This is a genomic window from Hyalangium versicolor (assembly GCF_020103695.1).
In the GTDB taxonomy this organism is placed as follows: Bacteria; Myxococcota; Myxococcia; order Myxococcales; family Myxococcaceae; genus Hyalangium; species Hyalangium versicolor.
The window spans coordinates 114,434-139,333 of sequence record NZ_JAHXBF010000022.1; the positions used below are offsets into that span (position 1 = coordinate 114,434).

Here is a 24,900-nt window from a genome sequence, read left to right on the forward strand (position 1 = left end):
ATCCGCTGCTGGGCGATGACTCCCACCAAGCGCTCCATCTTCGACGCCATGCAACCGGGGGACATCGTCCTCATGTCGGAGAAGGGAACCCGGCGCTTCACGCACTGCGCACAGGTCACCTTCAAGCTCGAAAACAAGGCTCTCGGCGACACCCTGTGGCCCATCCGGCCGCGCGGCCCCAGCAGATGCAGCCCGCGGGTGTCTGAAAAAGGGCGCGGGCGGTCAAGAGTGCTTCCTAGTGGAGTGTCCGCGAAGTAATTCGACATAGGCGCCGAGAGCCGATGCCGAAGCCCTCTCGACGGGACGGCATCGAGCGGCCTACGACTATGTCGAAGGACTTGTAAGACACTCCACTAGCGAGCCGGTTTCCGGGCGGCTCGCGTCACCTGGCGCAGGCCTTTGCCCAGAGGTGGGATCACCACGTGAAGCGCGGCATAGAGGTAGAAGTCGGTCTCGCCCCCCTCGTTGCTGAAGTACCCAGTGGCGCTGTACGCACCGGAGTGGAAGAGCTGAACGACAGGTTCCTCCGAGGAGGGACTATGGCTGTACATGTGGAAGCAGGGGAAGCCGAGCACACCGCCCTCCCCCGGTAGAGGAGGTAGGTCAGCGTCACGCGCAGCCCCATCCAGCAAGTCGCTCCGAACGGGGACTCACATCGTGACGACGACCTTTCCCACGGTGCTGTTGCTCAGGAAGTCCCTGACAGCGTCCCCGGCACGGCTCAGCGGGTGCACGCTCTCGATCGTGGCCGTGAGCTCGCCTCTGGCTGCGGCGTCCGCCAGCTCGGACATCGGCAGATAGTCGACGTTCCAGTCGACGACGTTGACGGCGACGTCGTCGCGTCCCAGTTGCTCGGCGGTGGGCGTCGGCGGAACTGTCGAGACGATCCGGCCGCCTTCGCGCAGCGTTGCGGCCGCAGCGCTGACCGCGCCCGCGGGCAGCACGCAGTTGACGATGATGTCGACGTCGCGGGGGTACTCGGACGAGTCGTAGCCTACGGTATCCGTGGCCCCGAGCTCGCGCATGATCGTGACGGCGCGCTCGCCCGCGGCGGTGGCGATGACCCGTGCCCCGGCGCGGGCGAGGAGCGGGACGACGATGCTTCCCACGCCGCCGGTGGAGCCGATGACCAGCGCCGTCTCACCGGGTTTGATATGAGCGAGCCTCATCAGCGAGCAGGCGGCCATGCCGGCGATTCCCAGGGACGCGGCGTGTACGTGGGAAACGGATGCTGGGCGATGTGCCAGCATCGGCGTGTCGGTTTCGAACACCGCGTACTCGGCGAGGGCTCCGGTGCTCAGCGAGGGATGGGCCGATGTGAGCAGCGGCCGCAGTTGACGGGGGAGCGCCTGTCCGAACACCTCGTCACCCTCCGCGAAGGCGGTCACGCCGTCGCCCACCTGGATGACCGTTCCCGAGAAGTCGTTGCCGAGCACGTAGGGAAACTGCAGGTCGAGCACGCCGCGGAGCCCGCCGGTGACAGCGCGGATGTCAGTCGCGTTGATCGTCGCCGCCGCGATCCGAACGAGGATCTGACCCCGCTCCGGGCGCGGCCTCGGGAGGTCGATGATCTTCAGCTCCTCGGCCGATCCGTAGCTCGTCGCCGCCAATGCCTTCATGTCGCCCCCATCTAAACGGACCCAACGGTCCAGTTACGACGATGGTGCGGTAAGCGGACCGCATGGTCAACTTCTGTCGTCGAGGGCAATCATCTCGCTACACTTCCCGGGTGCCTCACCGTTCACGACGCCCCCGTGCCGACGCCTCCCGCAACCGCGATGCCCTGCTTGCGGCCGCCGACGCCGTCTTCGCCGAGCACGGCTTCGGTGTCTCGTCCACCCTCATCGCCGAGCGGGCCGGGGTGGGAAAGGGGACGCTGTTCCGGCACTTTCCGAGCAAAGATGCGCTGATCTCGGAGATCGTCGCTCGACGTGTCGCGGAGCTCGTCGAACGAGGTCGCGAGCTGCTCGGTTCCCAGCCGGCCGACGAGGCTCTCCTCGGTCTGCTCGAGGCGATAGCCGAGCAGCGGCAGGAGCAAGACCTGTCGTTCCTCATCGGAGGGGCCGGGCCGGACTCGGCCATTGCGCTGCGGCGTCGCGAGCTGCTCGAGGTGATCGACGCCCTCGTGCTTCGCTCTCAGCGCGAGGGGTCCATCCGGGAGGATCTGACTGGGGTCGATGTCCTTCTGCTCTCGTGTGCGCCGAATCATGTCGTGGAGTTCCTCGACGAGCCGTCACCGAAGCTCTCCAGGCGCTATCTGCGGCTCATCTTCGACGGGATGCGCCGTGAGGGCGCGCGGCCCCTGGGCGTCCCGTCGCCCACCCTGCTGCGCTGAAGCTCCCCTGGCTACGTGCACGACGTCGAAGCGGACCGCGAGCAGGCTGACGTCGAGCGATTTGCACGGCCTCGCTCATTGTGACGCCGGCGCCCCGAGTTCGCGCAGCAGTTCTTCAATTCTGAGTTCGCCGTCACGAGTTTGGGCGCCGCGAGCGAGTCCGCCTCGAATCAGCCGCTCGACGACCGGAAGCGTGAACAAGTCCGCCCACGCCTTGTTCTCCCGCGCAAGCCCCTCGGAGAGGTCCGCCGGCGGCACAGCGTGCTTGGCGGCGGCAACTACGCCCGTCGGGAGCGCTGCGACGTTGCGCGCCAGGCGATCGACGAAGGCGTCGAGCTTGTCGTCGGGCAGCGCGCGGTTGACCCACCCGTAGCGCTCTGCCGTCTCTGCGTCGAAGAGGTCTGCCCCCAGGATCGCTTCGAGCGCACGAGCCCGCCCAAGCCGGTGAGCGAGAAGCTGAGTGGCTCCTCCGCCAGGGATGATTCCCATGAGCGCCTCGCACTGGGAGAGTCGACCCCGACCGCTCGCGGCGAAGCTCATATCGGCGGCCGCCACGAATTCAGCACCGCCGCCCCGCGCGATGCCCGCGAGCTTGACAATCGTGAGCTGCGGCTGTCGACGCAATGTCTCCGCGAAGTCTTGAAAGACATTGAGGCCGACCGGCGCGTCCTTCGCCAGCTCGTCGAAGGCATGCGGGTCGTCGATCAGTGACATGTCGACGTGAGCGATGAAGAAGTCAGGGTTCGCGCTGTCAAAGACGATGACAGTCACCGATGGAAGGTCGCGGACGGAGGCCAGGAAGCCGCGAATCTCCCTCATGACCACGACGTCGAGCACGTTGACCGGAGGGTTGTCGATGGTGACGCGGGCGACGCCGGAGCTGATGGAAACATGAATCTTCGAGTAGCGGTTTTCTGTCATGAGGCCCTCGGGAGGTTGCGCACGCCAAGGTATGCAATGGATACTTGGTGTCAATTACGCACCTGAAGCATCCCAAGGATGCTCGAGGATACCGATGGCCGATGATGACTCTGATCCCGTGTACCGTGCCGACTGTCCGAGCCGAGTCATCCTCGACCAGATCGCGGACAAGTGGTCGGTGCTCGCGCTCGCCGTGCTCGTAAAGCCTCGGCGCTTCAACGCGATCAAGCGGCGCTTGGATGGCATCACTCAACGAGTGCTGACCCAGACCCTGCGCCGGTTGGAGCGCAACGGGATGATCGCGCGCCGCGTCCTGCCTGGACCTCCGCTCGGAGTGGAGTACTCGCTCACGCCGCTCGGTCACTCGTTGCAGAAACCGTTCAGCGTGCTCTACGAGTGGACCGTCGCGAACATGGAGGACATTCAGGTAGCGCAGCGGAGGTACGACGCCGCCTCCGCCCGTTCACGACAATGACTCGGGGAGATTTCTGGGGAACTGGCGGAAGACCGACCCGTCCCCCTTCGGGATGTGGACCCGCCGCCTCCGCGGCTCAGTAGAAGAGGAGCTCCGGCTGCGGGGTAACGGTCACGCTGAGGTCTCCAACGACGCCCACCACGGCAGCTCCGCTGGCGGCCGTCGACTTGGTTCCGTCCCCACCGTCTCCGCCCGACCCGCCGCCTCCGCCGCCCATCGCGGCCAGCGTGGTGGCCGTGCCCGTGACGGCGGCACTCCCCGCCGTGCCGCCGCTGACATTGAGGTTGGCGGGAGTGGGAATGACAGGCTGGTAGGCTGAGAGGATCTGGATGACCCCTCCGCCGCCGCCTCCTCCCCCGCCGTAGAGCTGACCCGTGGCACCCGCGACAGCGTTGGCCCCGTTTCCTCCCTGGGCCCTGATGGAGCCGTTCGTGCCCAGGGTGATGGTGCCGCGGGAGACGAGGGTGACGACGCCGCCCCCGCCTCCTCCGCCGCCGGGCAGGGCCGAGCCGGACGGGATGCCCCCGTTGCGGCCATTGGCGTCAATGAGGCCATTGAGGTTGATGTTGCCCTTGGCGGCCAGGACGACACGGCCTCCGCCCTCGCTACCGGAGTAGAGGGCGGCGTTGGCGATCTTGGGGCGGAAGCCAGCGCCCCCCCCGCTCAGGTCGAAGCGGGTGAGCACCGCCGAGCGCCCCAGGTCCAGGCCCCGGCCACCCTGGGAGTCCTCTGGCATGGACACGGCGATGCCCCGCGTGGGCCGGTTGACCGTCTGCATCGAGCGCTCCGGGTCGACGACGAGGATGCCCTGAGGGCCGATGGTGATGTCCCCGGTGGCGCGAATCGTGACCCCGCTGGCAACGAACACGACGGCGTTGATGTACACGTTCTGGAACATCAGGTTGGCGCCATTCGGGAGGGTGCCGTAGCCGTAAATGAGGTTGCGGGGCTGCGAGTTCTCGGGGATGTTCAGATTCCCCGCGGAGCCGTCGCCGTAGAGCGCGAGCGCGCCGGGCTCGCCCTGGGGGCCCATGCTGCCCGCGGGGCCCTGGATGCCCTGGGCGCCGTCCGCGCCATTGCACAGGTACTTCGTGGAGGCCGGGTCCACCTCGCCGGCATCCACCGTCCCGTTGCCGTTGTGGTCGACCGCGGCCTGGAGCATGACGCCGCCGTGGGGGCAGTTGGAGCCCGCAGGCTCAACCTGGGTGACCATCAGCGCGCTCGGCCCCTGCGGCCCTTGCTCACCCGCCGGACCCTGGAGGCCCACCTCCCCTTGCGGCCCCTGTGACCCCGTCTCACCCGTGGCCCCCTGTGGCCCTTGCGCCCCTTGGGGCCCCTGAGCCCCTTGGGCTCCTTGAGGCCCTTGAGTCCCTTGGGTTCCGGGTGCCCCCTCATCACCTGGAGGGCCCTCGGGCCCCACCGTGCCCTTGCAGGCAGCCAATCCCAGGAGCCCCGCTACGAGCGAGGCCCTCCACACCCGGACTCCGGAGACACTGGACGAAAGATGGATACGCATGACTCTCCCCGAGGAGCAGCCGGTGAACTCCGGCCCTATTGAGCCCCCCTGCGGAGGTAGACGCACGTGCCGAAGGCTGTGAAATCAGCGCTCAGGCGCGAGGCCGTGCCCGCTCCTCCCCAGGGAGGTGACGTAGCCAGTGGGGAGGAAAAGAACTACAGGTCTGCTTGTCCACGCGGACCGCCTCCCTCTCGACGCCTCGCGCCCTTGGCTCCGCAGGCCTCGGGCCCAGAGCCCAGGGCGTACCGTGCTAAAATTCCTGCCCGGCAACGCCTCTTTCCCGCTCGGGATCGCTCATGCCTCTGAACCCGCTGAATACAAGCTTCGTCAACGATCCGCTCACCTTCATCAGCAACCGGGATCATGCAGTCGGCGGGCATGATGACCTGCTACAGGCGATGGCCGGCACGCGGGCACCCACGCTCGCGATGGGCACCCCCCTGTGGATGCAATGCCGACGGTACCTCGAGGCCGTCGATGCCATGGGGCAGATCAGCTTCGATCTCAAGACCTACCAGAAGGACGGCCACCGGATGGTCGTCCTCCAGACGATCCCCGAGGGCTCGCGGAGCAGCGGATGGGCCGCGCTGCCCGCCCCGTCCACCAATCCGGTGCGTGGCTACTGGTTCCCCTACAAGACGCTCAGCACGCCGCAGATGGAGCAGCTCAAGGGCGGAGGCGGCCCCGCTGGAGGCATGGGCTATATCGACTTTCCCATGCAGAACCCGGCGCACCCCTTCGTCTTCACGGGCTCGATGCAGGGGTGCCACCTCGTCGTGACGCTGAGCCCCCAGCATCCCACCACGCACTTCCGCGCCTACCACTACCCCAACGCGGGCAGCTACGTGCACTCCAAGAACGCGGACATGACGTTCCACCACTGGCCGTCCCAGACGGGGGGCCGGGTCTGCGCCTGGCTGGATGACACACAATACGCGGCGGATCCGCCCGAGGCCGTCGACGCGTTCAACTTCCTCTATTACGAGAACAACACCTGGCGCATCTACACGCAGATGCAACAGCGCCACACGCTCCGGCGGGTGGAGGACGTCACCGATCGCGGAGTGACTGTCTTCGAGATGCTCGGGAGCCGCGTATCGGATCCGATCCCCACCGAGCCATTGACGCCGTATCAGCTCTTGCGGCGCAGCAACCAATGGCGGCAAGCGGTCGCCGCGAGAGCCTGAGTGGCACTTCTTCGCCGACGTCGTGTCTCAACATCTGCTCGGAGTACTCTCACAGAGCGCAGAGACGACGCTGTATTACGCGGATGGCGAGAAGCCGCCTTATCCAGTCTTGCGAGACAGGAAGTAGGTGTTCTCGCCAGGGTCCGTGTGCGTCGCTTCCAGCGTGAGCCCGTGCGCGCGCAGCAGGTCGCGATACCCGTCGACGCTGTACGAGTGATAGCGGAACGGCACGCCATTCATCGGCTCGCCGTCGATGGAGCCGTGGGCGTCGCCTGAGGTGAAGAGGAACGCGGCGCCAGGTTTCAATGCCCTCGCGACCTGGGCGATCGCCTGTTCCTGTTCTTCGTGGCGCAGGTGGAACAGGACCCCCCACGCGATCGCGGCATCGAACGTCCGCGCCTGAAGCTCACACGACTGGATGGGCGCACAGATCACCGGCACGTGGGGGAAGTTTGCTTGAAATCGCGCCAGCAACTCGCGAGAGCTATCCACGCCCACCACATGGCAGCCGTGCTCCAGCAGCACCCGCGTCAGCGGCAGTCCCGTGCCGCAGCCGACATCCAGCACCGAAGCGCCGGCCGGAAGTGAGGCAGCGAGTGCGGTCACTTCCGGGACGCCCATGGGGCCTGTGCGTTGGGATGCATACCAGTCCGCGATCAAATCGTATTCGTGCATGCGTCAGCCAGGAGTGACACCGGTCTCATTGAGCCCTGAGCATACCAACTCATGGCCACTTCCCACGGGCCTGGGAAACTTGAGCGCACGGAAGACCTGCTCCAACCTGGGGGGAACTGACGAAGCCTTCAATCCCAGAAAGGGACAGTGATGACGGATGCAGATCTTCTGAAGGAAGCCGATCGCCTCCAGGCGCTGCTGGCAGCGCACGCCGCCATGCACGACCGCGACACCACCTTCCCCGAAGAGGGGCGGGCCGAAATGGTGCGCTCCCCGCTGAACACGATGCTGCTGGAAGGCACCTCGTGGCTGACGTTCAGTCGGGTGGTGGGCCTCCTGGCCCAGGGAGATGCCTCGTTTGCTACGGCCTGGCTGATGCACCAGGGAGCGGCCGAGCTTCTGCGGTCCCTGGAGGATCCCACGCAAGCCTCTGCCCTCGAGGCCGACTTCCGGCGCGGCGCGTGGTTCGGCAATGCCCTGGGCGAGCCGACCAGTGGCAACCAGTTCCTCATGCCGCAGCAGCACGCCCGTCGGGCCGAAGGAGGCTGGCGCCTCACGGGAGCCAAGCGCTTCGTCTCCGGCGGTGAGCACGCGAAGTACCTCCTGACCAGCGCGCTCTGTGAGGGGCAGCCCCGGTTCTTCCTCATCGACAAGCATGACTCCATCCGAGTGGAAGAGATCTGGGATCCCATGGGCATGCGGGCCACGCGCAGCCAGTTGCTGCACTTCCAGGACACGCTGCTGCCGGAGTCCCGGGTGCTGAAGGTGGATCCCACCCGGCCCACCGCCATTCCAGCGGGGCTGTCGTGGCTCTCGATCGGGATCGCGGAGGCGGCCCTGGGCTTCGCCATCGGCTACGCCAAGGAGCGCCGGCTGCCGCCGGAGAACAAACCGCTCGCGGAGCTGCAGTGGGTCCAGTTCGCCGTCGCGGACATGAGCACCCGCCTGGAGGCGGCGAGATCGCTCGCCATGCGCGCGGCGACCGCGGCGGATCAGCGCGCGCCAGACCACCTTGTGCTGCAAATGCAGGCCAAGGTGGTGGCCAACGAGGCGGCGGTGTCCATCACCACTGCGGCCCTGGAGCTCGCCGGAGGCTCAGGCTACCTGCGCCATCGCCCCATCGAGCGGTACGTCCGCGACGCCATGAGCGGGCCGGTGATGGCCTGGTCCGCCCCGGTCGTCCGCGACTTCCTGGGCAAGCTCCTGCTAGGGCTCATGGGACCTCCGCGAAGCTGAGTCCCCAGGCCCGACCCTTCGCCGGGCCCGGGGCTGCTCCAGAAGAGGCTCCAACTCTCAGGGGCAGGCGCCGGGGTGCGCGAGGTGGAGCGAGCTCGTGCTGGAGCCCTCTCCATCGGTCTCCAGGTACGCGTAGCCGATGCTCAGACCCCCATTCGCGTCATAGGCAAACGCGGTCTGGTGCACGAGGCCCGAGAGGACAGGCCCAGGGTTGAGGTGGAGGGGCGTAACAGACCATCCCTGGGGTCCCAGATCCGCGAGAACGAGCTGCGGCGTGGAGGACTGCTGGGGGATGAGCGCACGGACGGCACCGTTCTGCTCCACTCTCAGCGAGGCGCCGTAGCCAGAACCTCCTGTCACGGCGACGTGCTGCCACGTCCCGGCCATCTTGCTCGCGTAGAAGACGGTGCCACTCTGACTCGTGTAGAGCAGGTGAGGCAGGCCCTGCTGATCCAGCGCGAGCGTGGGGACACCCTTCACGTCGGTGGCCACGAACTCCTTCTGCCAGAACTCCCCCGCGGAGGTGGTGTACTGGAGGGCTCCCGCGACATCCCGGTAGACGACGTGCGCCCGTCCCTGAGCGTCCACGGCGAGCGCCGGACTCTCGCTGCTGTCCGAGAGAGCCCCCCACGGAGACTGCCAGTTGCCGGAATAGCTCGAGGCGTACACGACATAGAACAGGTGCCCCTCGGTTCGAAGGTAGAGCACGTGCACGCCACCGCTCGAATCCACCGCGAGCGCGCGAGGCATGCCCTGGACGAGCGGGCGTACATCCCAGGCGCCGTTCCGATCGTGGGCGTACATCATGACGTCACTGTTGGGGGTGGAGAAGAGCAGGTGGCGGTGGTTCTGGGCATCGAGTTGGAGGTCCGCGATGGCACTCGCCCAGGCGTTCGGGATGGGATTCGGGGGCTCATTGACGAGGGTGGAGCCGACGAACAGCGTCGCGTCATTCACGTAGGCGTAGTGCGCATTCCCCGGCGACGCGAAGGCGAAGACGTCGGCTCGAGGCAGTGAGATGTCGCTGTAGCAGGAGCCCGTGCCCCCATCCGGATTTGGACTTCCTCCGTCTGTCGGCCCCCCATCGGGAGGAGGAGGCTGTTCTCCTCCGCCTCCCGAGCCCCCGTCCCAAGGGCCGTCGGGGAAGTGGTGGAAGACGTCGACCTTGATGGGATCGCATCCGGAGATCACCAGGGTGGACACAGCGACGAAGAGCGGAAGGAGCGCGGAACGAAGTGACATGGCGTGGACCTCGACGGAGCCGAGTGACTGAGCGGAATACGGAGTGAAGTCCGCTTCCGGGTCGTTCCCGCCCCGCGACTTCAGTGGCGCCAGGACAGCTCCGCTCCGTACGAGGGCTCCCACTGCCCCTTGTCATCGATGCGGAGGCGCTCGACTCCCGCGATGCCTCCGGCGCGGAGCTGCCCGAACGGCGTCCTCACCGTGACGCCCAGGGCCGCATGGCCCGTGAGCGCGAAGGGATCTCCCTGGCTACCGCCTGGATACGTCACCCCCACCAGCGCCCATCCCGCCGCTGCCTCGAGGAAGAGGCCCACCGGCCCCATGCTCTGCACACCGGTGAGGGCCTGAAGCGTGGCCTGGTGGATGCGCGCCCCCTGATTGGCCTGGGGCGTCAGCGCGTAGGAGGCTCGCAGGCCGTAGTAATGGGGCGAGGGAGGGCTGCGCCACGCCACACTCGGCCCGGTGGCCACGCCTCCCAGCACCGGCTCTCGTAGCACGCTCAGCCCGAACTCCCAGCCAGCTCGCACGGGGGAAGGCGGCTCCGGGCGAAAGGGCAGCACCCGAGGCGCGGTGCTCTCAGGGAAGTCCACGCGACTCTGCCCCGTGGCGCTCACGTACTGCTCATAGAAGGGGCGATCGAGCGGAACAGAGAACAGTCCTCGGCGCAGGGCTTCCTCGGCCGGACCGCGCTCCTGCAGCTCGCGAGGCTCCATCTGGGGCACTCCCCTGGCGAGCTGGCTGAGTTCCAGGCGGGCCTCGGCGGTAGGAGAGCGCACCCAATACACCTCCCGCTCGGGCAGCCGCAGTTCCACCCGCTGACCCTTCGCGCGCCGCAGATCCGCCAGCCGGAAGCCCTCGTCATCCTCCACGGAGATGCGCAGGGGCTCGAAGTGGGCGGGCAAGGTGAGAGTGGGGCCGCGAGGAAAGGGGCCCACCAGCGGGCGCCGGGGTGCACTACTCGGCGGGGAAGCGTGCACGGAGAGCCGGGCCGGGAGCCCCTTCACCCCATGCAGAGAGGCGGAGATGAAGGCCCCCAGCTCGCTGTACTCCACCATGCCATCGCCGTTGATGTCCGCGCCGCCCATCAGCCCCGAGCGCGTGACATGGCTGAACACGCCGGCGCGGATGCGAGACCACTCGAGCGTCTCACCGTCCTCGCTCTCGGCGAAGAGGAACCCCACCTGGGGCCGTGCTTCCAGCTGCTCGCGAGAGAGCACTCCGCGCAGCTCCTCCAGCACTTCTGTCTCCGACTGGCCGCGGCGTCCCACGACGCCCGAAGCGCGGCAGGCATCCACGATGACGTGGACGTAGTCCGCTTCCAGGCGGTCCACCACCTGCGAGTAGAAGGAGAACCGGTCCAGCCGGCCGTCGGCCAGGGTGAAGTAGGCGTGTCCCGCTTCATCCGTGCTGCCGTGCCCCACGTAGATGACGAGCACGTCCGTCTCTCGCCCGGCTTCCCGGTCCGCACGGTGGGCCGCTTTCAGCCGAGCCACCGCGTGGGTGAGCTCCGCGGACGTGGGAGGCCGGACGCCCGCTAGCACGGGGCGATGGGTCTGGCGGGTGGGCTCGTCCGCGTCGACCAGCAGCGTCGTCTCCACCCCCAGCCGCTGCAGCGTCTCCGCCCAGAGGACGCCGTCGTCATCCGCGAAGCGCAAGGGAGGCAGACTCGGATCGTCGCTGGCGTTGTGGGCGATGACGAGCGCGCGGCGCACCACCGGCGTGGCGAAAGCGGGAGCCGTGATGAACAGCAGGGCGGCTCCGAGGAGTGCTCCGAGCGCTCTCATGGAAGCTCCTCGATGCGGACGAGTTGCCGCCGCACGATCGCCTCATCGGAGCGGGGGGCCTGGGGGGCGTGGAGCCCCACCTCTGGCGTCGAGGTGAAGGTGGCCTCTACCTCCACGGTGCCCGGCGTGTCTGGCAGTGGAACCGTCCACTCCAGAGCGGCCTCCTTTCCCGGACGTCCCGTGATGGGAAAGGCTTCCTCCTTCTTCTCCCGCCCCAGGATCCGGATGGCCACGTGGGAGAGCGGAGGTTCCGCGCCTACGGCGAAGGCGAGCCTGGCGCCTGGGGGGCACGCCTGCCCGGGAGCCAGTTCACGGAGCGAGTGTTCTGGCGCCGCGCAGAAGAGACGCAGCACCGCGTCCGGCGCCACCGTCCCCGCACCGCGCACGCGCCACTCGGATTCATGGGGTGGGATGAGCACCACCCCCAGGCACACGGCAACCACCGCCGCTCCGAGCACCATCCCTCTCTGCCATCGGCTGCGGGGAGACATCTCCGAGGCCGCCGCAAGCGCGGCCTCCAGTCCCGCCGCCTCCAACCCCGCGTGCTCCGCCGAGGAGAACCTGTCCAGGCCGCCTGTCTCGAGCGCGCGGTGGGCCAGCGCCCATCTCTCATACCGCGCGCCACACGGCTCGCAGGCGTGGGCGTGGCGCAGCAAGCGCGAAGCCTGGGCGGAGGAGAGCCCTCCCAGCGCCCAGGTCTCCAGCGCCCGATCGATGTGTCGGTCGAACCATCTCATGGCGTGCTCCAGAAGCCGCTCAGGGCCATGGCAACGAGGATGACCTTCAGCCCGAGCTGCTCGGAAGCGGGGCCCGTCTCCAGCCAGCCTGAAGCGGTCAGGTATTCGGTGAACTGCGTGCGCAGGTGGCGCTCGCGAACCCGCAGCTCGGCCCGGGTGAGCCCCAGGCGCTCCGCGGCGCTCTCCTGCGAGAGCTCCTCCATGAAACGCAGCTGCGCGAGGGCTCGTGTCTCTGGGGAAAGCCCCTCCAGGAAGCTGCGCACCAGCGTGCGGACCTCTGCCTCCAGTGCCACTTCCTCTGGGCTGCGGCCCTCGGTGGCCAGGTGCCTCAGCTCGGACGTGTCCTCCATGGGCACGGCCTCACGGGAGATGCGGCCGGAAGCGCGCATCAGATCGATGGCGGCGGAGCGGGCCACGGTGAGCAGAAAGCCCACGTAGGGCCTGACCCCGTCATAGGCCTGGCGGAGAGAGGGCCGGAACGCGCGGACGAAGGTCTCCTGATGCGCCGCGTCAAGATCCAGCGGAGAGAGCCCCACCCACTGAGGGTTTTCCCCGGTACGAACCGCGAATCGGCGAGAGAGGTAGCGCAACACCTCGGGGGAGTAGGCGCGGTAGACCTGCGTGAGGACGGACGAGTCCCCTCGGCGGAACGCCTCCAAGATGGACCGATCGTCCCCTGGCAGCACGTCTTCTCCGTCTGACGCGGAATGTTCCGGGCTCCGTACCCAGGGCATCCGCGGCCCTCATGCTGTCATACGGAGCGGGCTTCGGATCCTGGCTATTCCCACTCCAGCGGAGCGGGAGGCGAAACCCGGGTCACGGGACCTGGGCGGAGGGGGCGGGAAAGGGCGGGACCTCGAAGTCGGGCACTGGCAAGGACACCGTTGCAGGCAATTTTTGGGTGTCGCCCGTCTTGAGGAAGGCAATCACCTGGTCCAGCACCGCGGGCTCCTGCGCGAAGACAGGACCTCGCGTGTGGTGGACGCCTCGGTGGACAAGGACGACCTTGCCGTTGGGGAAGTAGGGCAGGATGCCCAGCGTGTTGTCGATGGGCGTCGACGTGTCCCAGTCGCCGTGGAAGAAGACCACCGGCACCGGATTGGGCACGGGCAGGCGCAGCGCATCGCCGACGTCCGGTGTCGGCCAGGCCTCCGTGGAGGCCATCAGCGCGTCGAAGTCCCAGCGGCCAAGGAACTCCGTGCCTGGATCGGTGCGCAGCAGATGGCCCCGGCTGGCAGAGACCGAGAGGCTGCTGTCGATGAGCGGCTCGATGATGCGGACGGGGGAGCTGATGTCCTGCCGTCGCTCGATGACCTCGCGCGCCCAGTCATCGTAGTGGCGGTGGTAGAGAGAGAGGACGAAGGCGGGCCAGGACGGAGGCGCGCGGAGCAACGAGCCCTGGAAGTCCTCCAGCCCCAGCGTCACCGTCTGCGACTGCCCGGTCTTGCCATTCTTGACGCTGACCTGGATGGGGCCGCTCGCCAGACGGTCGCGCACCGCTCGCAGCGCCGCCATGACGCCGCCTTTGGGCAGGTAGGGCTGGAGGGCCGGAGCCTGGTCCGCGTCCCAGGCGATTCGCTGGAGCGCCGCGAAGACATGCGATGGCATGTCGTAGCTGTTGTCGAGCGGCTCCACACCGGAGAGCAGCGCCCGGGCCACGATCTCCGGATGGCGCCGCATCACCGCGAAGCTCCACTGGGAACCGAAGCTCTGGCCGGACAGGGTGATGCTGCGATAGCCCAGCGCCCGACGCAGATCGTTGACGTCCTCGGCGTACTCGATGACGTTGTAGCCGGAGAGGTCCTTGCCGGGATGGGCCGCCACCGCGTCGCGGGCCAGCTTCACCATGGCCTCCGCCTCCGCGGCCAGCGAGCGTGGCCGGTCCAGGGGCTCGGGCACCTGCGGCATCGTCAGGATTTCGCCGCGCGGCGAGTAGCCACGCTGGTCTACCACCACCACGTCACCCGCGGCCCTGTAGGGGAGAATCCCCTCGAGCTGTGTGCGCGCGGCGGCGTCGCTGTCCGTGAACGCGTTCAGGTAGGAGCGCCCGGGACCGCCTGGCAGGACGAAGATGGGCGGTGCCCCGGTGGGCCGCTGGGCCCGGATGCGCGCGAATCCGATGCCGATGACGCGGCTGCCTGGGACGGAGCGATTCTCCGGAACGTAGAGCGTGCCCAGCTCATAGCGCAGCGGCTCGCCCTCCGGCGTCTTCGTGGTCCCCGTCTCGAGGACGACGTCGCCCGCCTTGTGCGCGGTCTCCGCAGGCGCCGCCACCGCCAGGGGCCCGACGATGACGGCGAGAAACAACGGCCAACCCCACTTCCAACGCGATGCTGTCGACTCGATGTCCAGGGTGGTCTCCTCTGGAGACCTGTAACGCATCTGCGGGAAAACTACTCCCCGGTCCCGGAAGAATCCTCCCCGCTACCGCATCGGGACGATCTGCCAGTTTAGATCGGGCTCCGCGTACACGATCTGATCATCCGACGGATTGAGGCCGTCCAGCAGCCGTATCCTAGCGGCAGGTTCTTGCCGGTGGGCAAAGCCTGTCTGGCAAGAACTTGCCGATAGGAGATGAACTCCCAGAAAGCTCCGCAGCGGGCGGCTCTCGAAGCACGTCGTCAGGAGACCGGCACACAGGATGCTTCAGCACGGCTCCAGCCCGCATGGCGCGGGCTCGTTTCCAAGGACTCCTCGACATGCCCTCCCTGGCTCGCCCCTTTTCCGACTGGAAGCCTCTCGGTCTGGCGTTGACGGCTTCAGCTTCCCTGCTGCTACCGGGCCTCAGCTTCGCGGCTGCCTCCTGCGCCGAGATCCACGCGTCCAATCCCGCAGCAGGAGATTCCAGTTACACCCTCGGCATCGGCAACCGCCAGGTGAACGTGTTCTGCCACGACATGGCCGGCACGCCCCGGGAGTACCTCGTCCTGCCCCATACCGGGGCCACCACCAACTACTCCTATTACGGAAAGGGGCCGAACACTTCCGCCGACGGGCTGACGACGTGGTTCACCAAGGTGCGCTTCAACCCCGCGACGCTCACGCTCAAGACCGACGACTTCACCTTCGCGACGAGCCAGGGCTGGATATTCTTCGGGAACCTCCCCCGCATCTACAACAACTCACTGGCACACGCGGCGGACTGCGCCGGCTTGGGCTTCCCGAGCGGCCGGAGCAACGTTGATCTGACGGGCACCCCCTTCGACATCGTCCCCGACCAGTTCCACCTCGCGGGGGCCGGCCCCACGGGCTCAGTCACCTTCACGGGCTCCCAGATCGTCAACCTCATGGGAGGTGGCTACTGCGGCAGCCTCTCCCCCGCCAACAACGAGCTGAAGCTCGCCTGGCATTCCGCTGCGGAGTGCAGCTCGGGCGCCCCCAGCATCGTGCTCAATGGTCCCGCGGAGTTGACGCTGGAGTGCGGCTCGAGCCCCTACAGCGATCCGGGCGCCCAGGCGTTCGATGGGTGCGGCAACCCGATCACGCTCCACAGCTACAACACCGGAGCGGACTCGTACGGGCCCGGCCCCAACACGAGCGCCGAGGGCACATACTCGGTCTCCTATGCCGCGTGGACGGAGCAGGGCACTGCCAATGCCGTGAGGACCGTGAACGTGGATGACCGGACTGCCCCGACGCTCACGCTCAAGGGGGGAAGCCAGATCGTGCACACATGTGGCAGCCAGTGGGTGGATCCGGGAGTGACCGCGACGGATGCCTGCTACGGGGACCTGACGCTCCAGGTGTCTCGCACGGGTGACGTGAATGGATGGGCTGCGGGCACCTATACGGTGACGTACTCGGTGACGGACACGGGTGGCAACGCGGCCACGCCCGTGACGCGCACCGTGAACGTCGTCAACTGCCCCTGGTGAGCTGAGAGCCCAGGGGCCGGGCATCCGTGTTGCACAGGGCTAGACTGAGCCTATTGCTGGCTCGATCCCAAGGAAGCCTCAAATGCCCTCCCTTGCTCGCCCCGTTCCCCATGGTAGGCCGCTCTGGTTGATGTGGATGGCAGCAGCGCCGCTGCTGCTGCCGGGCATCAGCTTCGCGGCAACCTCCTGTGCCGAGATCCATACGTCCAATCCCGCGGCAGGAGATGGCAGCTATACCCTCGGCATCGGCGACCAGCGGGTGGACGTGTTCTGCCACGACATGGCCGGCACTCCCCGGGAGTACGTCGTCCTGCCCCATACGGGGAGCACCACCAACTACTCCTATTACGGACAGGGACCGAACACGTCCGCCGACGGGTTGACGACGTGGTTCTCCCAGGTGCGCCTGGACCCCGCGACGCTCACGCTCCTGCTCGACGACACCACCTTCTCCACGAGTCAGGGCTGGATATGGTTCGACACCGGATACCAATACAGCCGGGCTCTCGGAATCGCTGCTGACTGCGTGATGCCCGAATCCGACTCTGGCCGGAGCAACATCGATCTGACAGGCACCCCCTTCGACATCGTCCCCGACCAGTTCCACCTCGTGGGGGCCTGGCCGGCGGGCTCCGCCATCTTCAGCAGCCCCCAGAGCGTCAACCTCAAGGGCGGCGGCTACTGTGGCGGCATCAGCACCCTCGACAACCGCCTGCGAGTCAACCTGCGGTCCGCTCCGGAACCCAATGCGGATCTGGTCCACAGCTACAGCTTCTCCACCAGCGCGGCTGACTCGGTGGGCGGCGCGCACGGCACCCTCCAGGGTGGCGCCAAGACTGCCAATGGCGAGGTGGTGCTGAACGGCTCGAGCTCCTACGTGAGCCTGCCCATCGGCAACACCCTCTCCCAGCTCCAGGATGCGACCTTCGAAGCGTGGGTGCAGTGGAACGGGGAACCCGGGACAGAGGCGAACATCTTCAACGTCGAAGGCGCCGCGTCTTCCTACCTCAGCCTGCGGGCGACCCGGCAAGGCACGCCGCTCTTCGTCATCAACTCCGCCCAAGGGGACAAGTTGAGCGTGGAGTCGCCCTACAAACCCTTCCCAGCGGGAGTTCTCACCCATGTGGTGGTGACCATCGACCACATGACCCAGATCACCCGCTTGTACATCAACGGCCTGGAGGTGGCGCGAAGCTCCTCGCCGCTCACCCCGGCCACCCTGGGCGCGGCCTCGAACAGCACCTTGGGCTACTCGATGTATGGAGAGGATCCCTTCTTCAAGGGCTCCATCTCGGAGTTCCGCGTCTACCGGACAGCCCTATCGCCAACCCAGATCGCCGCCCGCTTCGACGCGAAAGATACTCCCCGAGTGCTGGAGACGAGCATCAGCGAACAACCGGCCAACCCCAGCAACCAGGGCAGCGCCTCGTTCCTCTTCAGCGGCAACGGGACGCAACTGCACTACCTGTGCAGCCTGGATGGGAACACCTTCGGGGCCTGCACCTCGCCGTTCACCATCGAGCCTCTCAGCGAGGGCCTCCATACCTTTCAAGTCAAGGCACACGACACGATGGGCAACATGGAGGCCATGCCCTCATCGTTCTCCTGGCGGGTGGACCTGACGCCCCCCGAGACGCGCTTCGACTCGACGCCCGCGCCCGAAACGCGGGTGCAGGCTCCCTCCTTCTCGTTCTCCTCCAGCGAGCCCCGCTCCACCTTCGAGTGCAGCCTCGACCAGGCGCCCTTCTCCGAGTGCCCTGGCGTCTTCCCCGCCCTGGCGGACGGCCCTCACCGGCTCTCCGTTCGAGCCATCGATGAGGCCACCAACGTGGACCCCGACCCCGCCCGCTATTCCTGGACGGTCGATACCGCAGCTCCTCAGGAACCCTCTTTCGAAGTGCCCGCTCCCGGCCAGACGCTCTTCACGGACAGGCCCTCCTTCTCCGGCAAGGCCGAGCCCGGCATCACCTTGAGGCTCTTCATCGACGGCGTTGAAGCCGACCCAGTCGAAACCAATGACCAAGGCTTCTGGAGAATCCTGCCCGCGTCTCCGCTCCCCTGGGGAAAGCACCGCGTCACGGCCGTAGCCAGCGACAGGGCCGGCAACACCAGCCCCCTGGCCATCGAGGTACATTTCTCCACCTCTCAGCGCGGCGCCTATGGGCTGAACTGCGCTGCTACCTCCTCCTCGTGGCGGGGCTCCTCGCCGTGGGCACTGCTGCTGATCGGGCTCCTGTACACACGCCGCCGGCCGTTCCACTGAGTTCCCTGGCACTGAGACGATCATCCCAGGGGAGCAGGCACCCAACCGTCGGAACAAGTGCGCGGTTGCGTGTCAATGACGGTAAACCCAAGCAGCCACTGGGCCCGATACATCCTTCATGCATGTAACATTTGAGCTTGCCAACCCACCCACTGAGTTGGTATTCACAGACTTACTGGTTACGTAGTCAGGGGCATATTCACTCCACTGCACCCACGTTTCCATTGACCCGTCTACCTGTGCACCCATCAACCACCCTGCCCCCTCCATGCCAGCTCTGGCATCCAGGATCTCCTCGAGATGGTGCGCTGTGCCTACCCCCAAGGACGCCGCCGCTGACGTCTCAAGCGAAGAGTCGCTCCGTCTGCTCAAGGAATGGAGTGATTGCAGCGCAACGGAGACACAGCCCGAGGTCCGCTTCGGCTCGATGGTCACACGCAGCCCCGCGATGTATGGATTGTTCGCCCGGCTGGCTCGCATTGCTCCAACGGACAGCGCAGTGCTCATTCAAGGCGAGACTGGCACTGGCAAGGAGTTGATTGCCCAGACAATCCACGAGAACTCGCTCCGAGCTGGGAAGCCTTACGTCATCGTCGACTGCGCATCGCTGCCCGAGAGCCTCGTCGAGGCTGAGTTATTCGGGCACGCCCGTGGGGCGTTCACCGGTGCCCAGGTCGCACGGCCAGGAGCGTTCGAGGCCGCAGATGGAGGCACGCTGGTTTTAGATGAGGTCGGCGAGTTGACGCTGTCCGTCCAACCCCGTCTGCTGCGAGTCCTCGAATCACGAACCGTGCGACGTCTTGGGGAAAACCACTACCGCCCGGTGAACGTCCGGATCGTGTCCGCGACGCATCGGGATCTGCAGACCATGGTCCAGAAGGGGGCCTTCCGTGAGGACTTGTATTTCCGCCTCGCGGTGTTCGATCTGGCGGTGCCCCCGCTGCGAGAACGCAAGGACGACATTCCGCTGTTGGTGAGGAGCCTCCTCGGGGACGCAGAGCCGAACGACCAGGTGCTCACCAGGCTCGCGAGCCGCCCGTGGCTCGGCAACGTGCGGGAACTGCGCAACTTCCTGGAACGAGCCCGCACGTTTGGTTTCGAGGAAGCCGAGCGCGAGTTCTTCGGGCGGGGGGTGGATCCACCCGTCGATGAGACAACGCCTTCCTCACAGCCCCCTGCGTCACTGCCCGAATCGCTCGCGTTCAGTGACAACGAAGAGGATTTCCGCACCTTCCGGCTGAACTGGCAGGAATTGGGAGAACGGATATTCCTCAAGCGAATGATCGCGCGCTACGGGCGGAACGTCCCAGCGCTCGCGCGCGCGGCCAATGTGGACCGGACTTACATTTATCGTCTCATGCGGCGGCACCGGATGTAACGCAACGCATCTCACTCCTTTCAATTCAAGCACTCGCGTGGCTCTCACGCCGGAGCAGGCCCATGTCGTCGCCCGCTATCGCAGCTCAAGGCTCTCTTCCGATCAACCTCTTCGGCGTCGAGCACCGCGCGCGCAAACAGCGCTTCGGGGGAACGGACCGGACCCGCAGCCCCACCGAGACCGTCGCGGAATGGAAACCGGCCATGCGTCGCTTTGGCATCACACGGCTGGCGGATATCACCGGACTCGACCGAATCGGGGTCCCCGTCGTGGTGGCGGTGCGTCCCGCAGCGACCACGCTCGCGACAAGCCAGGGCAAGGGCATGAACCTGGACGCCGCGATGGCTTCCGCGTTGATGGAGGCGATAGAGACCTGGCACGCGGAGAATCTCGACGCACCCGTGCGGTACGCCACCCATGACGAGATGCGGCGGCGCCATCCCGTGATTGACGTCTCCCTCCTCAAGTTGGTGCGCGAGCGGCGCCGGATCTCCGCGCATCATTCGAACTGGATCGCCGGCTGGGACATCCTGCGAGAAGGTCCCTCCTGGGTTCCGCTCGATTGCGTGGCGCTCACCCCCCGCCCCTTCCCGTCGCAGTTCTGCCGGCTCAACACCACGGGGCTCGCCTCAGGCAACCACATGCTCGAGGCCCTCTGCCACGCGCTGTACGAGGTCATCGAGAGGGACGCTGTCACCGGGGCGCTCTTTGGCGCTGCGCGCCGCCGTGTTGACCTGGACGGGGTGCGAAACCCGGTCTGCCGTGCCCTCATGGACCGCCTGCGAGCAGCCGACGTCGATGTGATTGCATGGGACGTGACCTGTGACACCGGTGTTCCCACGTTCGCTGCACGGGTGGTCGACCGGGGCGAACATGGGAACTTCCGGCCCACGTTTCCCGGAGCTGGCAGCGGCACGCACCTGACGCCCTCCGTGGCGCTCCATCGCGCGCTGACCGAGGCCCTCCAGGACCGGCTCTGCAGGATTGGCGGCGCGCGCGACGACATCACTCGCGCGCAATACGTGAAGGCTCTGGACATGCAGGCGCAGCAAGAGCTGCTGGACCTCATCGCGCGCGAGCCCGTCGTGTGCGCGCTGGATGACCTCCCCGATCGGGCAACCGACACGTTTGAAGGCGACGTCCGGGTCCTGACCGAGGCCTTGCGTGCGGCAAACGTTCCAGAAGCTGTCGTAGTGGACGTGAGCCGCGCAGAGGTGGGCATGCCGGTAATCCGGGTCGTGGTGCCCGCTCTGGAAAACGCGCCCGCCGAGCGGACGCTCCCACCGGGCTCGAGATGGGCCGGCCGCACCAGCGCGAGGGCACGATGGTGAACCGCATCTTCATTTTCCTGGGGCCTTCGCTGCCACTCGCGCAGGCACGACAGGTGCTGGACGCGACCTACCTTCCGCCGGCATCCATGGGCGACGTCTACCACCTGATCGACGAGAAGCCGGACGCCATCGCCATCATCGACGGCACCTTCGAGACGCACCCCGCCGTCTGGCACAAGGAGATCCTCCATGCCTTGAGCGCCGGGATCCCGGTCTTCGGCGCAGCGAGCATGGGCGCACTGCGCGCGGCAGAGATGGACGACTTCGGGATGACCGGCGTCGGCACAATCTACCGAGCCTTTCGCGACGGGGAACTCACGCGCGATGATGAGGTCGCGGTCATCCATGCCCCGGCCGATTGTGGCCATCAACCGCTCTCGGAGGCGCTGGTCAATATTCGCCACGGCCTGCGGCTGGCCAGACAGCGGGGGATGATGAGCGAAGCCCAGGAAAACGAGCTCGTCTCGCTCGCCGCGCGCCGGTTTTATCCCGAGCGCGCGTGGCCGAAACTCCTCGACGACGCCCGGCGTGCTGGCGTGGATGCGAACGTCCTGACCGCGCTGCGGGACTTCGTGCAGCGCGAGCGCCCGGATGCCAAGCGCGACGACGCGCTCGCCCTCCTGAGGTTCCTTGCGGTGGAGCGTCCCACACGATCCCTGGAGCCGTCCTCGCGGCCGCCGCCCGCAGCAGGGTTCGGCTCGTTCGTCCTTCTTGGAGAACACAGCGGTGCCTTCGACGGACCGTGGGAGCCGCAGCGAGCAGGACTGGGAGCCGACGCGCTCGGCACGCACGTGGGGCGCACACAGCCAGATGCCACCGCGCTCTTTCGCGAGGCGCTGCGGCTCCACTGCCTGGCGCAGGAGGCCTGGCGGCTCGGCCTGGCGCCGAATGTGTTCGAGGCCATGCGCATGGTTTCGCCACGACGGGTCGCGGGAGCCGGCGCACACGAGGTGCGCGACGAACTCGCCGCGCGCATCCTCGAACTCGAAGACGCGATGTGCACTCAGCGCCGCTCCGAGCTCTTCCCGCTGCTGCGCTCTGTGCTCACCCTCAAGGGCCGACTGGAAGAGGTCGAAGAAGACTGCGCCCGGAGATATGCCAGCGAAGGGAACGCGACTGCTCAGCCGCAGGCAACCGCGTCCGGCTCCGGGAGGCACACCGATGCGTGATCTCGCGAGCGTTGCGCCGATCGCCCAAGACTTCGGCGCCGTCATCGAAGCAGCACCCGGCGAGGCTCTTGCCGATCTTGGCCGCGAGGCTGCAGCGCTCCTGCGCCTGCTCGACACCTCGGGGGCTGTTCTGCTGCGGGGCTTTCCGCTCAATCCGTCATGGTTCTCAGGCTTCGTTGACGCATTGACGGCGCGAAGGCTCACCTACGGCGGGCCTCGGGAGAAAGTCTCCGACAATGACGAGGTGCAACTGGTCGAGCCGGGTTCAGGCACGTTCGGGCTGCACTGTGAGCTCTCGGCCACTCCCTTCCGGCCAGATCTGTGCTTCTTCGGCTGCGAGCGCCCCGCGAACCGCGATGGTGAGACCACGCTCGCGGATGGGGTGCGCGTGCTCGCGGCGGTGAGCGATCAGACACGCGCGCTGTTCCGGTCACGCCGGGTCAAGTACACGTGGCGCTATGATGCCGCGCGCTGGAAACGGATGTTCCGCATCGACAGTGCGGAAGAGCTGCACGCCATTCTGGATGGACGCCCTGGGCTCACGTACGAATTGCGCGACGATGGCAGTCTCTCGAGCGAATTCGTCACGGATGCGATTGTGACCCGGAGCAGCGCACCCTCGAGCCCGGCGTTCGCCAACAGCCTGATGACCGTGGCCGGCCCGCGCCCCGGGCAGCCCTTCCACAGCACCTTCGAGGATGGCTCACTGATCCCCGACGAGGTCCGCGAGGAGATCCGCGCCGCCGCAGCGGCGCTCACCGTGCCGATTGCGTGGCGCCCGCACGACGTCCTGATCATCGACAACTGGCGCGTGCTACACGGCCGGCGTGCTTTCGACGACCCTGGGCGGCGCATCCTCGCCATGTTTGGTGACCGCGCATGACCTCAATCGCCATGACCTACCGCCAGCACCTGGTGCCCTTCATCGCGCACGCGGCCGACCAGGGACTCGTGACCGCGGTCGAGGTGGTGCCGAGCGGCTATCTCACCCGTCACGCCGCGCCGCTGTTGCAGCGGCGCCTTGCAGAACTCGGCCTGCCGTACACATTCCACTTCACCCATAGCTCCGTGGCGAGCGCGGACTTCCCCACGAACCACCGCTGCGACGCGACGCGCGAGTTCCTGGAGTCGTTCAACCCGCTGCTCGTATCCGACCACCTCACCTGCGCCCGGGCCGGCGACCTCGATCTGGAGATGAATCTCCCCATTCTGGCCACGGAACCGGCACTCGAGATCTACATCGAGAACGTGAGGCACTTCGCTGACCGCCTGGAGTCACGCGTGCCGCTCCTGCTCGAACAGGTGCCGGACTACTATGCCTTCAAGGCATCGACCATGTCGTATGGGGAGCTCTACGCGCGCACGATCCACGCGACGGACGTCGGCGTGCTGCTCGACCTGCACAACCTGTACTGCGACGAGCAGAACGGTGGCGAGCGCGCGGAGGACTTCATCGCCAGGCTCCCTCCCAACAAGATCCTGGAGGTGCACGTTGCTGGCGGCCACGCCCTCCCCGAGGATGGCGGCTATATCGACAGCCATGCTCACGCTCTGCCCGAGCGTGTCTTCGAACTGCTCGAGCACACTCTCACGCTCTGCACACCACGGCTGATTGTCCTGGAGCGGGAGGCACGATTCCGCGATCTGGACGCGCTCCTCCGAGATCTCGAGCGCCTGAATCACATCGCAGCGGCGAAGCGCATGTAGCGCGCTCCGAGGGCTGGACTTCAGGGATGGGCGCGGAGCAGTCCCGCCGCGCTGGAGGGAAGCTCGCCGAGCTGCCCGAACTCCCGCAAGATGCGGTCACCGCTCGGATGACGGCTCAGCACATCCTGGATGTCCTGGTACTTCTTCTGGGGGATGAACTGGCGGCGCTGTTGGACGTGGACCGACGTGACGCGCCGGGTGATCTCGTCGACCACCGGCCCTGCAGCGACTTCACCGTGATCCGTGATGAACGTGCGCGTACGCAGCTCCAACATCGCGATGCTCAGGTAGTCCACGTGGATCTGTTCGTCCTGTTGAATGAACGAGATCACCTTGCCGGCCAGATCCGGACGGCTGCTCACTTCCGGATCCGAGAGCAGCTCCTCGGCCCAGGTCATGGCATTGTCGTTGAAGATCTCCATCCCCAAGAGGGCGATCAGCGAGGTCAGCAAGGCCTCGAGCTCTCGAGGGATCTCGGGGTGATGCCACTCGGGCGGACGTCTCGGGCGGTTGTTGACGCGCTCCCTGGCATCGCCAGGGACCGGCGGATGATTGAACGCCAGATCGCGAGCGACCTCCCACATCACGTCGTGCCCTCCCTCATCTCCGTGGCCTGCCTCATCGCGTCCATGCGCTTCGAGCAGGCCCTTGTAGAGGTGCCCCAGGCAAGTCTCCTGGATCGACTCCTTGATCAGTGCATCGAGGGGCGGCTTGGGGATGGCCTCCAGACCCGTCTTGCCGGACCCTTCAACGATCGCGGTCATCGTCAGCATCAAGCTGATCGGCTCCACGACACCATTGCGCAGCAACAGGCGGGCCTGCTGGACGTTCGGAAAGTACGGCGGCACGACCGAGGGGTCGATGAGCGTTGTGGGCTGACCGTCGGCCTCGAGCCTCTTCTTCCATGCATCGATCGCCGGACGGCGCCACAACGTGCGCGGTGAGCGATAGGTCCCTTCCGGGGTCAAGCCTCCATGGAGCTGCCTGCCCAGAATGCAAAGCCTCTGCTCGTAGGCAGGCTCCGCGAGGAGTTCGTCGTGGGAGTAATCCAGCCTGAGGTCCATATGCC

Annotated in this window: 22 protein-coding genes; 11 read left to right on the plus strand and 11 right to left on the minus strand. The window is 66.9% G+C overall.

Annotation, left to right across the window (positions count from 1 at the left end; all coding sequences use genetic code 11):
• Positions 1-353: 353 nt before the first annotated feature.
• Together KY501_RS37990 and KY501_RS37995 are read right to left on the minus strand one after the other, a co-directional pair.
• Complete coding sequence (locus KY501_RS37990; protein WP_224368765.1) at positions 354-575, minus strand: hypothetical protein; 222 nt, start codon at positions 573-575, stop codon at positions 354-356.
• 75 nt (positions 576-650) lie between these two features.
• A complete protein-coding gene (locus KY501_RS37995) occupies positions 651-1,619 on the minus strand; it encodes an NADP-dependent oxidoreductase (RefSeq protein ID WP_224368766.1) in 969 nt (322 codons plus the stop codon).
• Positions 1,620-1,681: 62 nt separating this feature from the next.
• On the opposite strand from KY501_RS37995, the gene KY501_RS54420 reads away from it, so the two are divergent.
• Positions 1,682-2,335: a TetR/AcrR family transcriptional regulator gene (locus tag KY501_RS54420; RefSeq protein WP_373691692.1), complete on the plus strand. Its 654-nt coding sequence runs from the start codon at positions 1,682-1,684 to the stop codon at positions 2,333-2,335.
• Between the two features lie 75 nt (positions 2,336-2,410).
• Here the strand turns inward: KY501_RS54420 and KY501_RS38005 are convergent, their stop codons facing one another.
• Complete coding sequence (locus KY501_RS38005; RefSeq protein ID WP_224368767.1) at positions 2,411-3,256, minus strand: enoyl-CoA hydratase/isomerase family protein; 846 nt, start codon at positions 3,254-3,256, stop codon at positions 2,411-2,413.
• 94 nt (positions 3,257-3,350) lie between these two features.
• Here KY501_RS38005 and KY501_RS38010 point away from each other — a divergent pair, with 94 nt between their 5' ends.
• A complete protein-coding gene (locus KY501_RS38010; RefSeq protein ID WP_224368768.1) occupies positions 3,351-3,731 on the plus strand; it encodes a winged helix-turn-helix transcriptional regulator in 381 nt (126 codons plus the stop codon).
• 76 nt (positions 3,732-3,807) lie between these two features.
• On the opposite strand, the gene KY501_RS38015 is transcribed toward KY501_RS38010, so the two are convergent.
• Positions 3,808-4,944: a DUF7151 family protein gene (locus KY501_RS38015; protein WP_224368769.1), complete on the minus strand. Its 1,137-nt coding sequence runs from the start codon at positions 4,942-4,944 to the stop codon at positions 3,808-3,810.
• Between the two features lie 599 nt (positions 4,945-5,543).
• On the opposite strand from KY501_RS38015, the gene KY501_RS38020 reads away from it, so the two are divergent.
• Positions 5,544-6,434 (plus strand): hypothetical protein, encoded by an 891-nt coding sequence (locus KY501_RS38020; RefSeq protein ID WP_224368770.1) that lies wholly within the window; start codon positions 5,544-5,546, stop codon positions 6,432-6,434.
• 99 nt (positions 6,435-6,533) lie between these two features.
• Here the strand turns inward: KY501_RS38020 and KY501_RS38025 are convergent, their stop codons facing one another.
• On the minus strand, positions 6,534-7,109 hold the full coding sequence (locus KY501_RS38025) for a class I SAM-dependent DNA methyltransferase (protein ID WP_224368771.1): 576 nt from the start codon (positions 7,107-7,109) through the stop codon (positions 6,534-6,536).
• A 150-nt stretch (positions 7,110-7,259) separates the two neighbouring features.
• Between KY501_RS38025 and KY501_RS38030 the strand changes: the two genes are divergently transcribed.
• On the plus strand, positions 7,260-8,345 hold the full coding sequence (locus KY501_RS38030) for an acyl-CoA dehydrogenase family protein (protein ID WP_224368772.1): 1,086 nt from the start codon (positions 7,260-7,262) through the stop codon (positions 8,343-8,345).
• A 57-nt stretch (positions 8,346-8,402) separates the two neighbouring features.
• Here the strand turns inward: KY501_RS38030 and KY501_RS38035 are convergent, their stop codons facing one another.
• The 5 genes from KY501_RS38035 to KY501_RS38055 form a co-directional block, all read right to left on the minus strand.
• Positions 8,403-9,587 carry a hypothetical protein gene (locus KY501_RS38035; RefSeq protein WP_224368773.1) on the minus strand — a complete coding sequence of 395 codons (1,185 nt, stop codon included), beginning with the start codon at positions 9,585-9,587 and terminating at the stop codon, positions 8,403-8,405.
• A gap of 80 nt (positions 9,588-9,667) precedes the next feature.
• Positions 9,668-11,371, minus strand: coding sequence for a caspase family protein (locus tag KY501_RS38040; protein WP_224368774.1), 1,704 nt, complete (start codon positions 11,369-11,371; stop codon positions 9,668-9,670).
• Positions 11,368-12,108: a hypothetical protein gene (locus tag KY501_RS38045; RefSeq protein ID WP_224368775.1), complete on the minus strand. Its 741-nt coding sequence runs from the start codon at positions 12,106-12,108 to the stop codon at positions 11,368-11,370. The genes KY501_RS38040 and KY501_RS38045 overlap by 4 nt, the downstream gene beginning before the upstream one ends.
• Positions 12,105-12,794: an RNA polymerase sigma factor gene (locus KY501_RS38050; RefSeq protein WP_224368776.1), complete on the minus strand. Its 690-nt coding sequence runs from the start codon at positions 12,792-12,794 to the stop codon at positions 12,105-12,107. Before KY501_RS38050 ends, KY501_RS38045 begins: the two co-directional genes overlap by 4 nt.
• A gap of 130 nt (positions 12,795-12,924) precedes the next feature.
• A complete protein-coding gene (locus tag KY501_RS38055) occupies positions 12,925-14,490 on the minus strand; it encodes an alpha/beta hydrolase (protein WP_224368777.1) in 1,566 nt (521 codons plus the stop codon).
• A 317-nt stretch (positions 14,491-14,807) separates the two neighbouring features.
• On the opposite strand from KY501_RS38055, the gene KY501_RS38060 reads away from it, so the two are divergent.
• From KY501_RS38060 to KY501_RS38090, 7 genes are all read left to right on the plus strand, one after another.
• A complete protein-coding gene (locus KY501_RS38060) occupies positions 14,808-15,983 on the plus strand; it encodes an immunoglobulin-like domain-containing protein (RefSeq protein WP_224368778.1) in 1,176 nt (391 codons plus the stop codon).
• A gap of 136 nt (positions 15,984-16,119) precedes the next feature.
• Positions 16,120-18,246, plus strand: a complete 2,127-nt coding sequence (locus KY501_RS38065; protein ID WP_224368779.1) for a LamG-like jellyroll fold domain-containing protein — start codon at positions 16,120-16,122, stop codon at positions 18,244-18,246.
• Between the two features lie 310 nt (positions 18,247-18,556).
• Positions 18,557-19,624, plus strand: a complete 1,068-nt coding sequence (locus tag KY501_RS38070; RefSeq protein ID WP_224368780.1) for a sigma-54 interaction domain-containing protein — start codon at positions 18,557-18,559, stop codon at positions 19,622-19,624.
• A gap of 62 nt (positions 19,625-19,686) precedes the next feature.
• Positions 19,687-20,955 carry a YcaO-like family protein gene (locus KY501_RS38075; protein WP_224368781.1) on the plus strand — a complete coding sequence of 423 codons (1,269 nt, stop codon included), beginning with the start codon at positions 19,687-19,689 and terminating at the stop codon, positions 20,953-20,955.
• Positions 20,949-22,124, plus strand: coding sequence for a TfuA-like protein (locus tag KY501_RS38080; protein ID WP_224368782.1), 1,176 nt, complete (start codon positions 20,949-20,951; stop codon positions 22,122-22,124). The genes KY501_RS38075 and KY501_RS38080 overlap by 7 nt, the downstream gene beginning before the upstream one ends.
• Positions 22,117-23,007, plus strand: coding sequence for a TauD/TfdA family dioxygenase (locus tag KY501_RS38085; protein ID WP_224368783.1), 891 nt, complete (start codon positions 22,117-22,119; stop codon positions 23,005-23,007). The genes KY501_RS38080 and KY501_RS38085 overlap by 8 nt, the downstream gene beginning before the upstream one ends.
• Complete coding sequence (locus tag KY501_RS38090) at positions 23,004-23,831, plus strand: MbnB/TglH/ChrH family RiPP precursor modification enzyme (protein ID WP_224368784.1); 828 nt, start codon at positions 23,004-23,006, stop codon at positions 23,829-23,831. Before KY501_RS38085 ends, KY501_RS38090 begins: the two co-directional genes overlap by 4 nt.
• Positions 23,832-23,851: 20 nt before the next feature.
• Here the strand turns inward: KY501_RS38090 and KY501_RS38095 are convergent, their stop codons facing one another.
• Entirely contained in the window at positions 23,852-24,895 is a 1,044-nt protein-coding gene (locus tag KY501_RS38095) for a hypothetical protein (protein ID WP_224368785.1), read from the minus strand.
• Between the last annotated feature and the right edge of the window lie 5 nt (positions 24,896-24,900).

Coding starts and splice junctions, on each gene's coding strand:
- KY501_RS38075 (WP_224368781.1), top strand. CDS start 19,687: ATGTCGTCGCCCGCTATCGCAGCTCAAGGCTCTCTTCCGATCAACCTC.
- KY501_RS38080 (WP_224368782.1), top strand. CDS start 20,949: ATGGTGAACCGCATCTTCATTTTCCTGGGGCCTTCGCTGCCACTCGCG.
- KY501_RS38045 (WP_224368775.1), bottom strand. CDS start 12,108: ATGAGATGGTTCGACCGACACATCGATCGGGCGCTGGAGACCTGGGCG.
- KY501_RS38065 (WP_224368779.1), top strand. CDS start 16,120: ATGGCAGCAGCGCCGCTGCTGCTGCCGGGCATCAGCTTCGCGGCAACC.
- KY501_RS38025 (WP_224368771.1), bottom strand. CDS start 7,109: ATGCACGAATACGATTTGATCGCGGACTGGTATGCATCCCAACGCACA.
- KY501_RS37995 (WP_224368766.1), bottom strand. CDS start 1,619: ATGAAGGCATTGGCGGCGACGAGCTACGGATCGGCCGAGGAGCTGAAG.
- KY501_RS38085 (WP_224368783.1), top strand. CDS start 22,117: ATGCGTGATCTCGCGAGCGTTGCGCCGATCGCCCAAGACTTCGGCGCC.
- KY501_RS38005 (WP_224368767.1), bottom strand. CDS start 3,256: ATGACAGAAAACCGCTACTCGAAGATTCATGTTTCCATCAGCTCCGGC.
- KY501_RS38095 (WP_224368785.1), bottom strand. CDS start 24,895: ATGGACCTCAGGCTGGATTACTCCCACGACGAACTCCTCGCGGAGCCT.
- KY501_RS38030 (WP_224368772.1), top strand. CDS start 7,260: ATGACGGATGCAGATCTTCTGAAGGAAGCCGATCGCCTCCAGGCGCTG.
- KY501_RS38035 (WP_224368773.1), bottom strand. CDS start 9,587: ATGTCACTTCGTTCCGCGCTCCTTCCGCTCTTCGTCGCTGTGTCCACC.
- KY501_RS38040 (WP_224368774.1), bottom strand. CDS start 11,371: ATGAGAGCGCTCGGAGCACTCCTCGGAGCCGCCCTGCTGTTCATCACG.
- KY501_RS38060 (WP_224368778.1), top strand. CDS start 14,808: ATGCCCTCCCTGGCTCGCCCCTTTTCCGACTGGAAGCCTCTCGGTCTG.
- KY501_RS38055 (WP_224368777.1), bottom strand. CDS start 14,490: ATGCGTTACAGGTCTCCAGAGGAGACCACCCTGGACATCGAGTCGACA.
- KY501_RS54420 (WP_373691692.1), top strand. CDS start 1,682: ATGGTCAACTTCTGTCGTCGAGGGCAATCATCTCGCTACACTTCCCGG.
- KY501_RS38015 (WP_224368769.1), bottom strand. CDS start 4,944: ATGGTCACCCAGGTTGAGCCTGCGGGCTCCAACTGCCCCCACGGCGGC.
- KY501_RS38090 (WP_224368784.1), top strand. CDS start 23,004: ATGACCTCAATCGCCATGACCTACCGCCAGCACCTGGTGCCCTTCATC.
- KY501_RS38010 (WP_224368768.1), top strand. CDS start 3,351: ATGGCCGATGATGACTCTGATCCCGTGTACCGTGCCGACTGTCCGAGC.
- KY501_RS38020 (WP_224368770.1), top strand. CDS start 5,544: ATGCCTCTGAACCCGCTGAATACAAGCTTCGTCAACGATCCGCTCACC.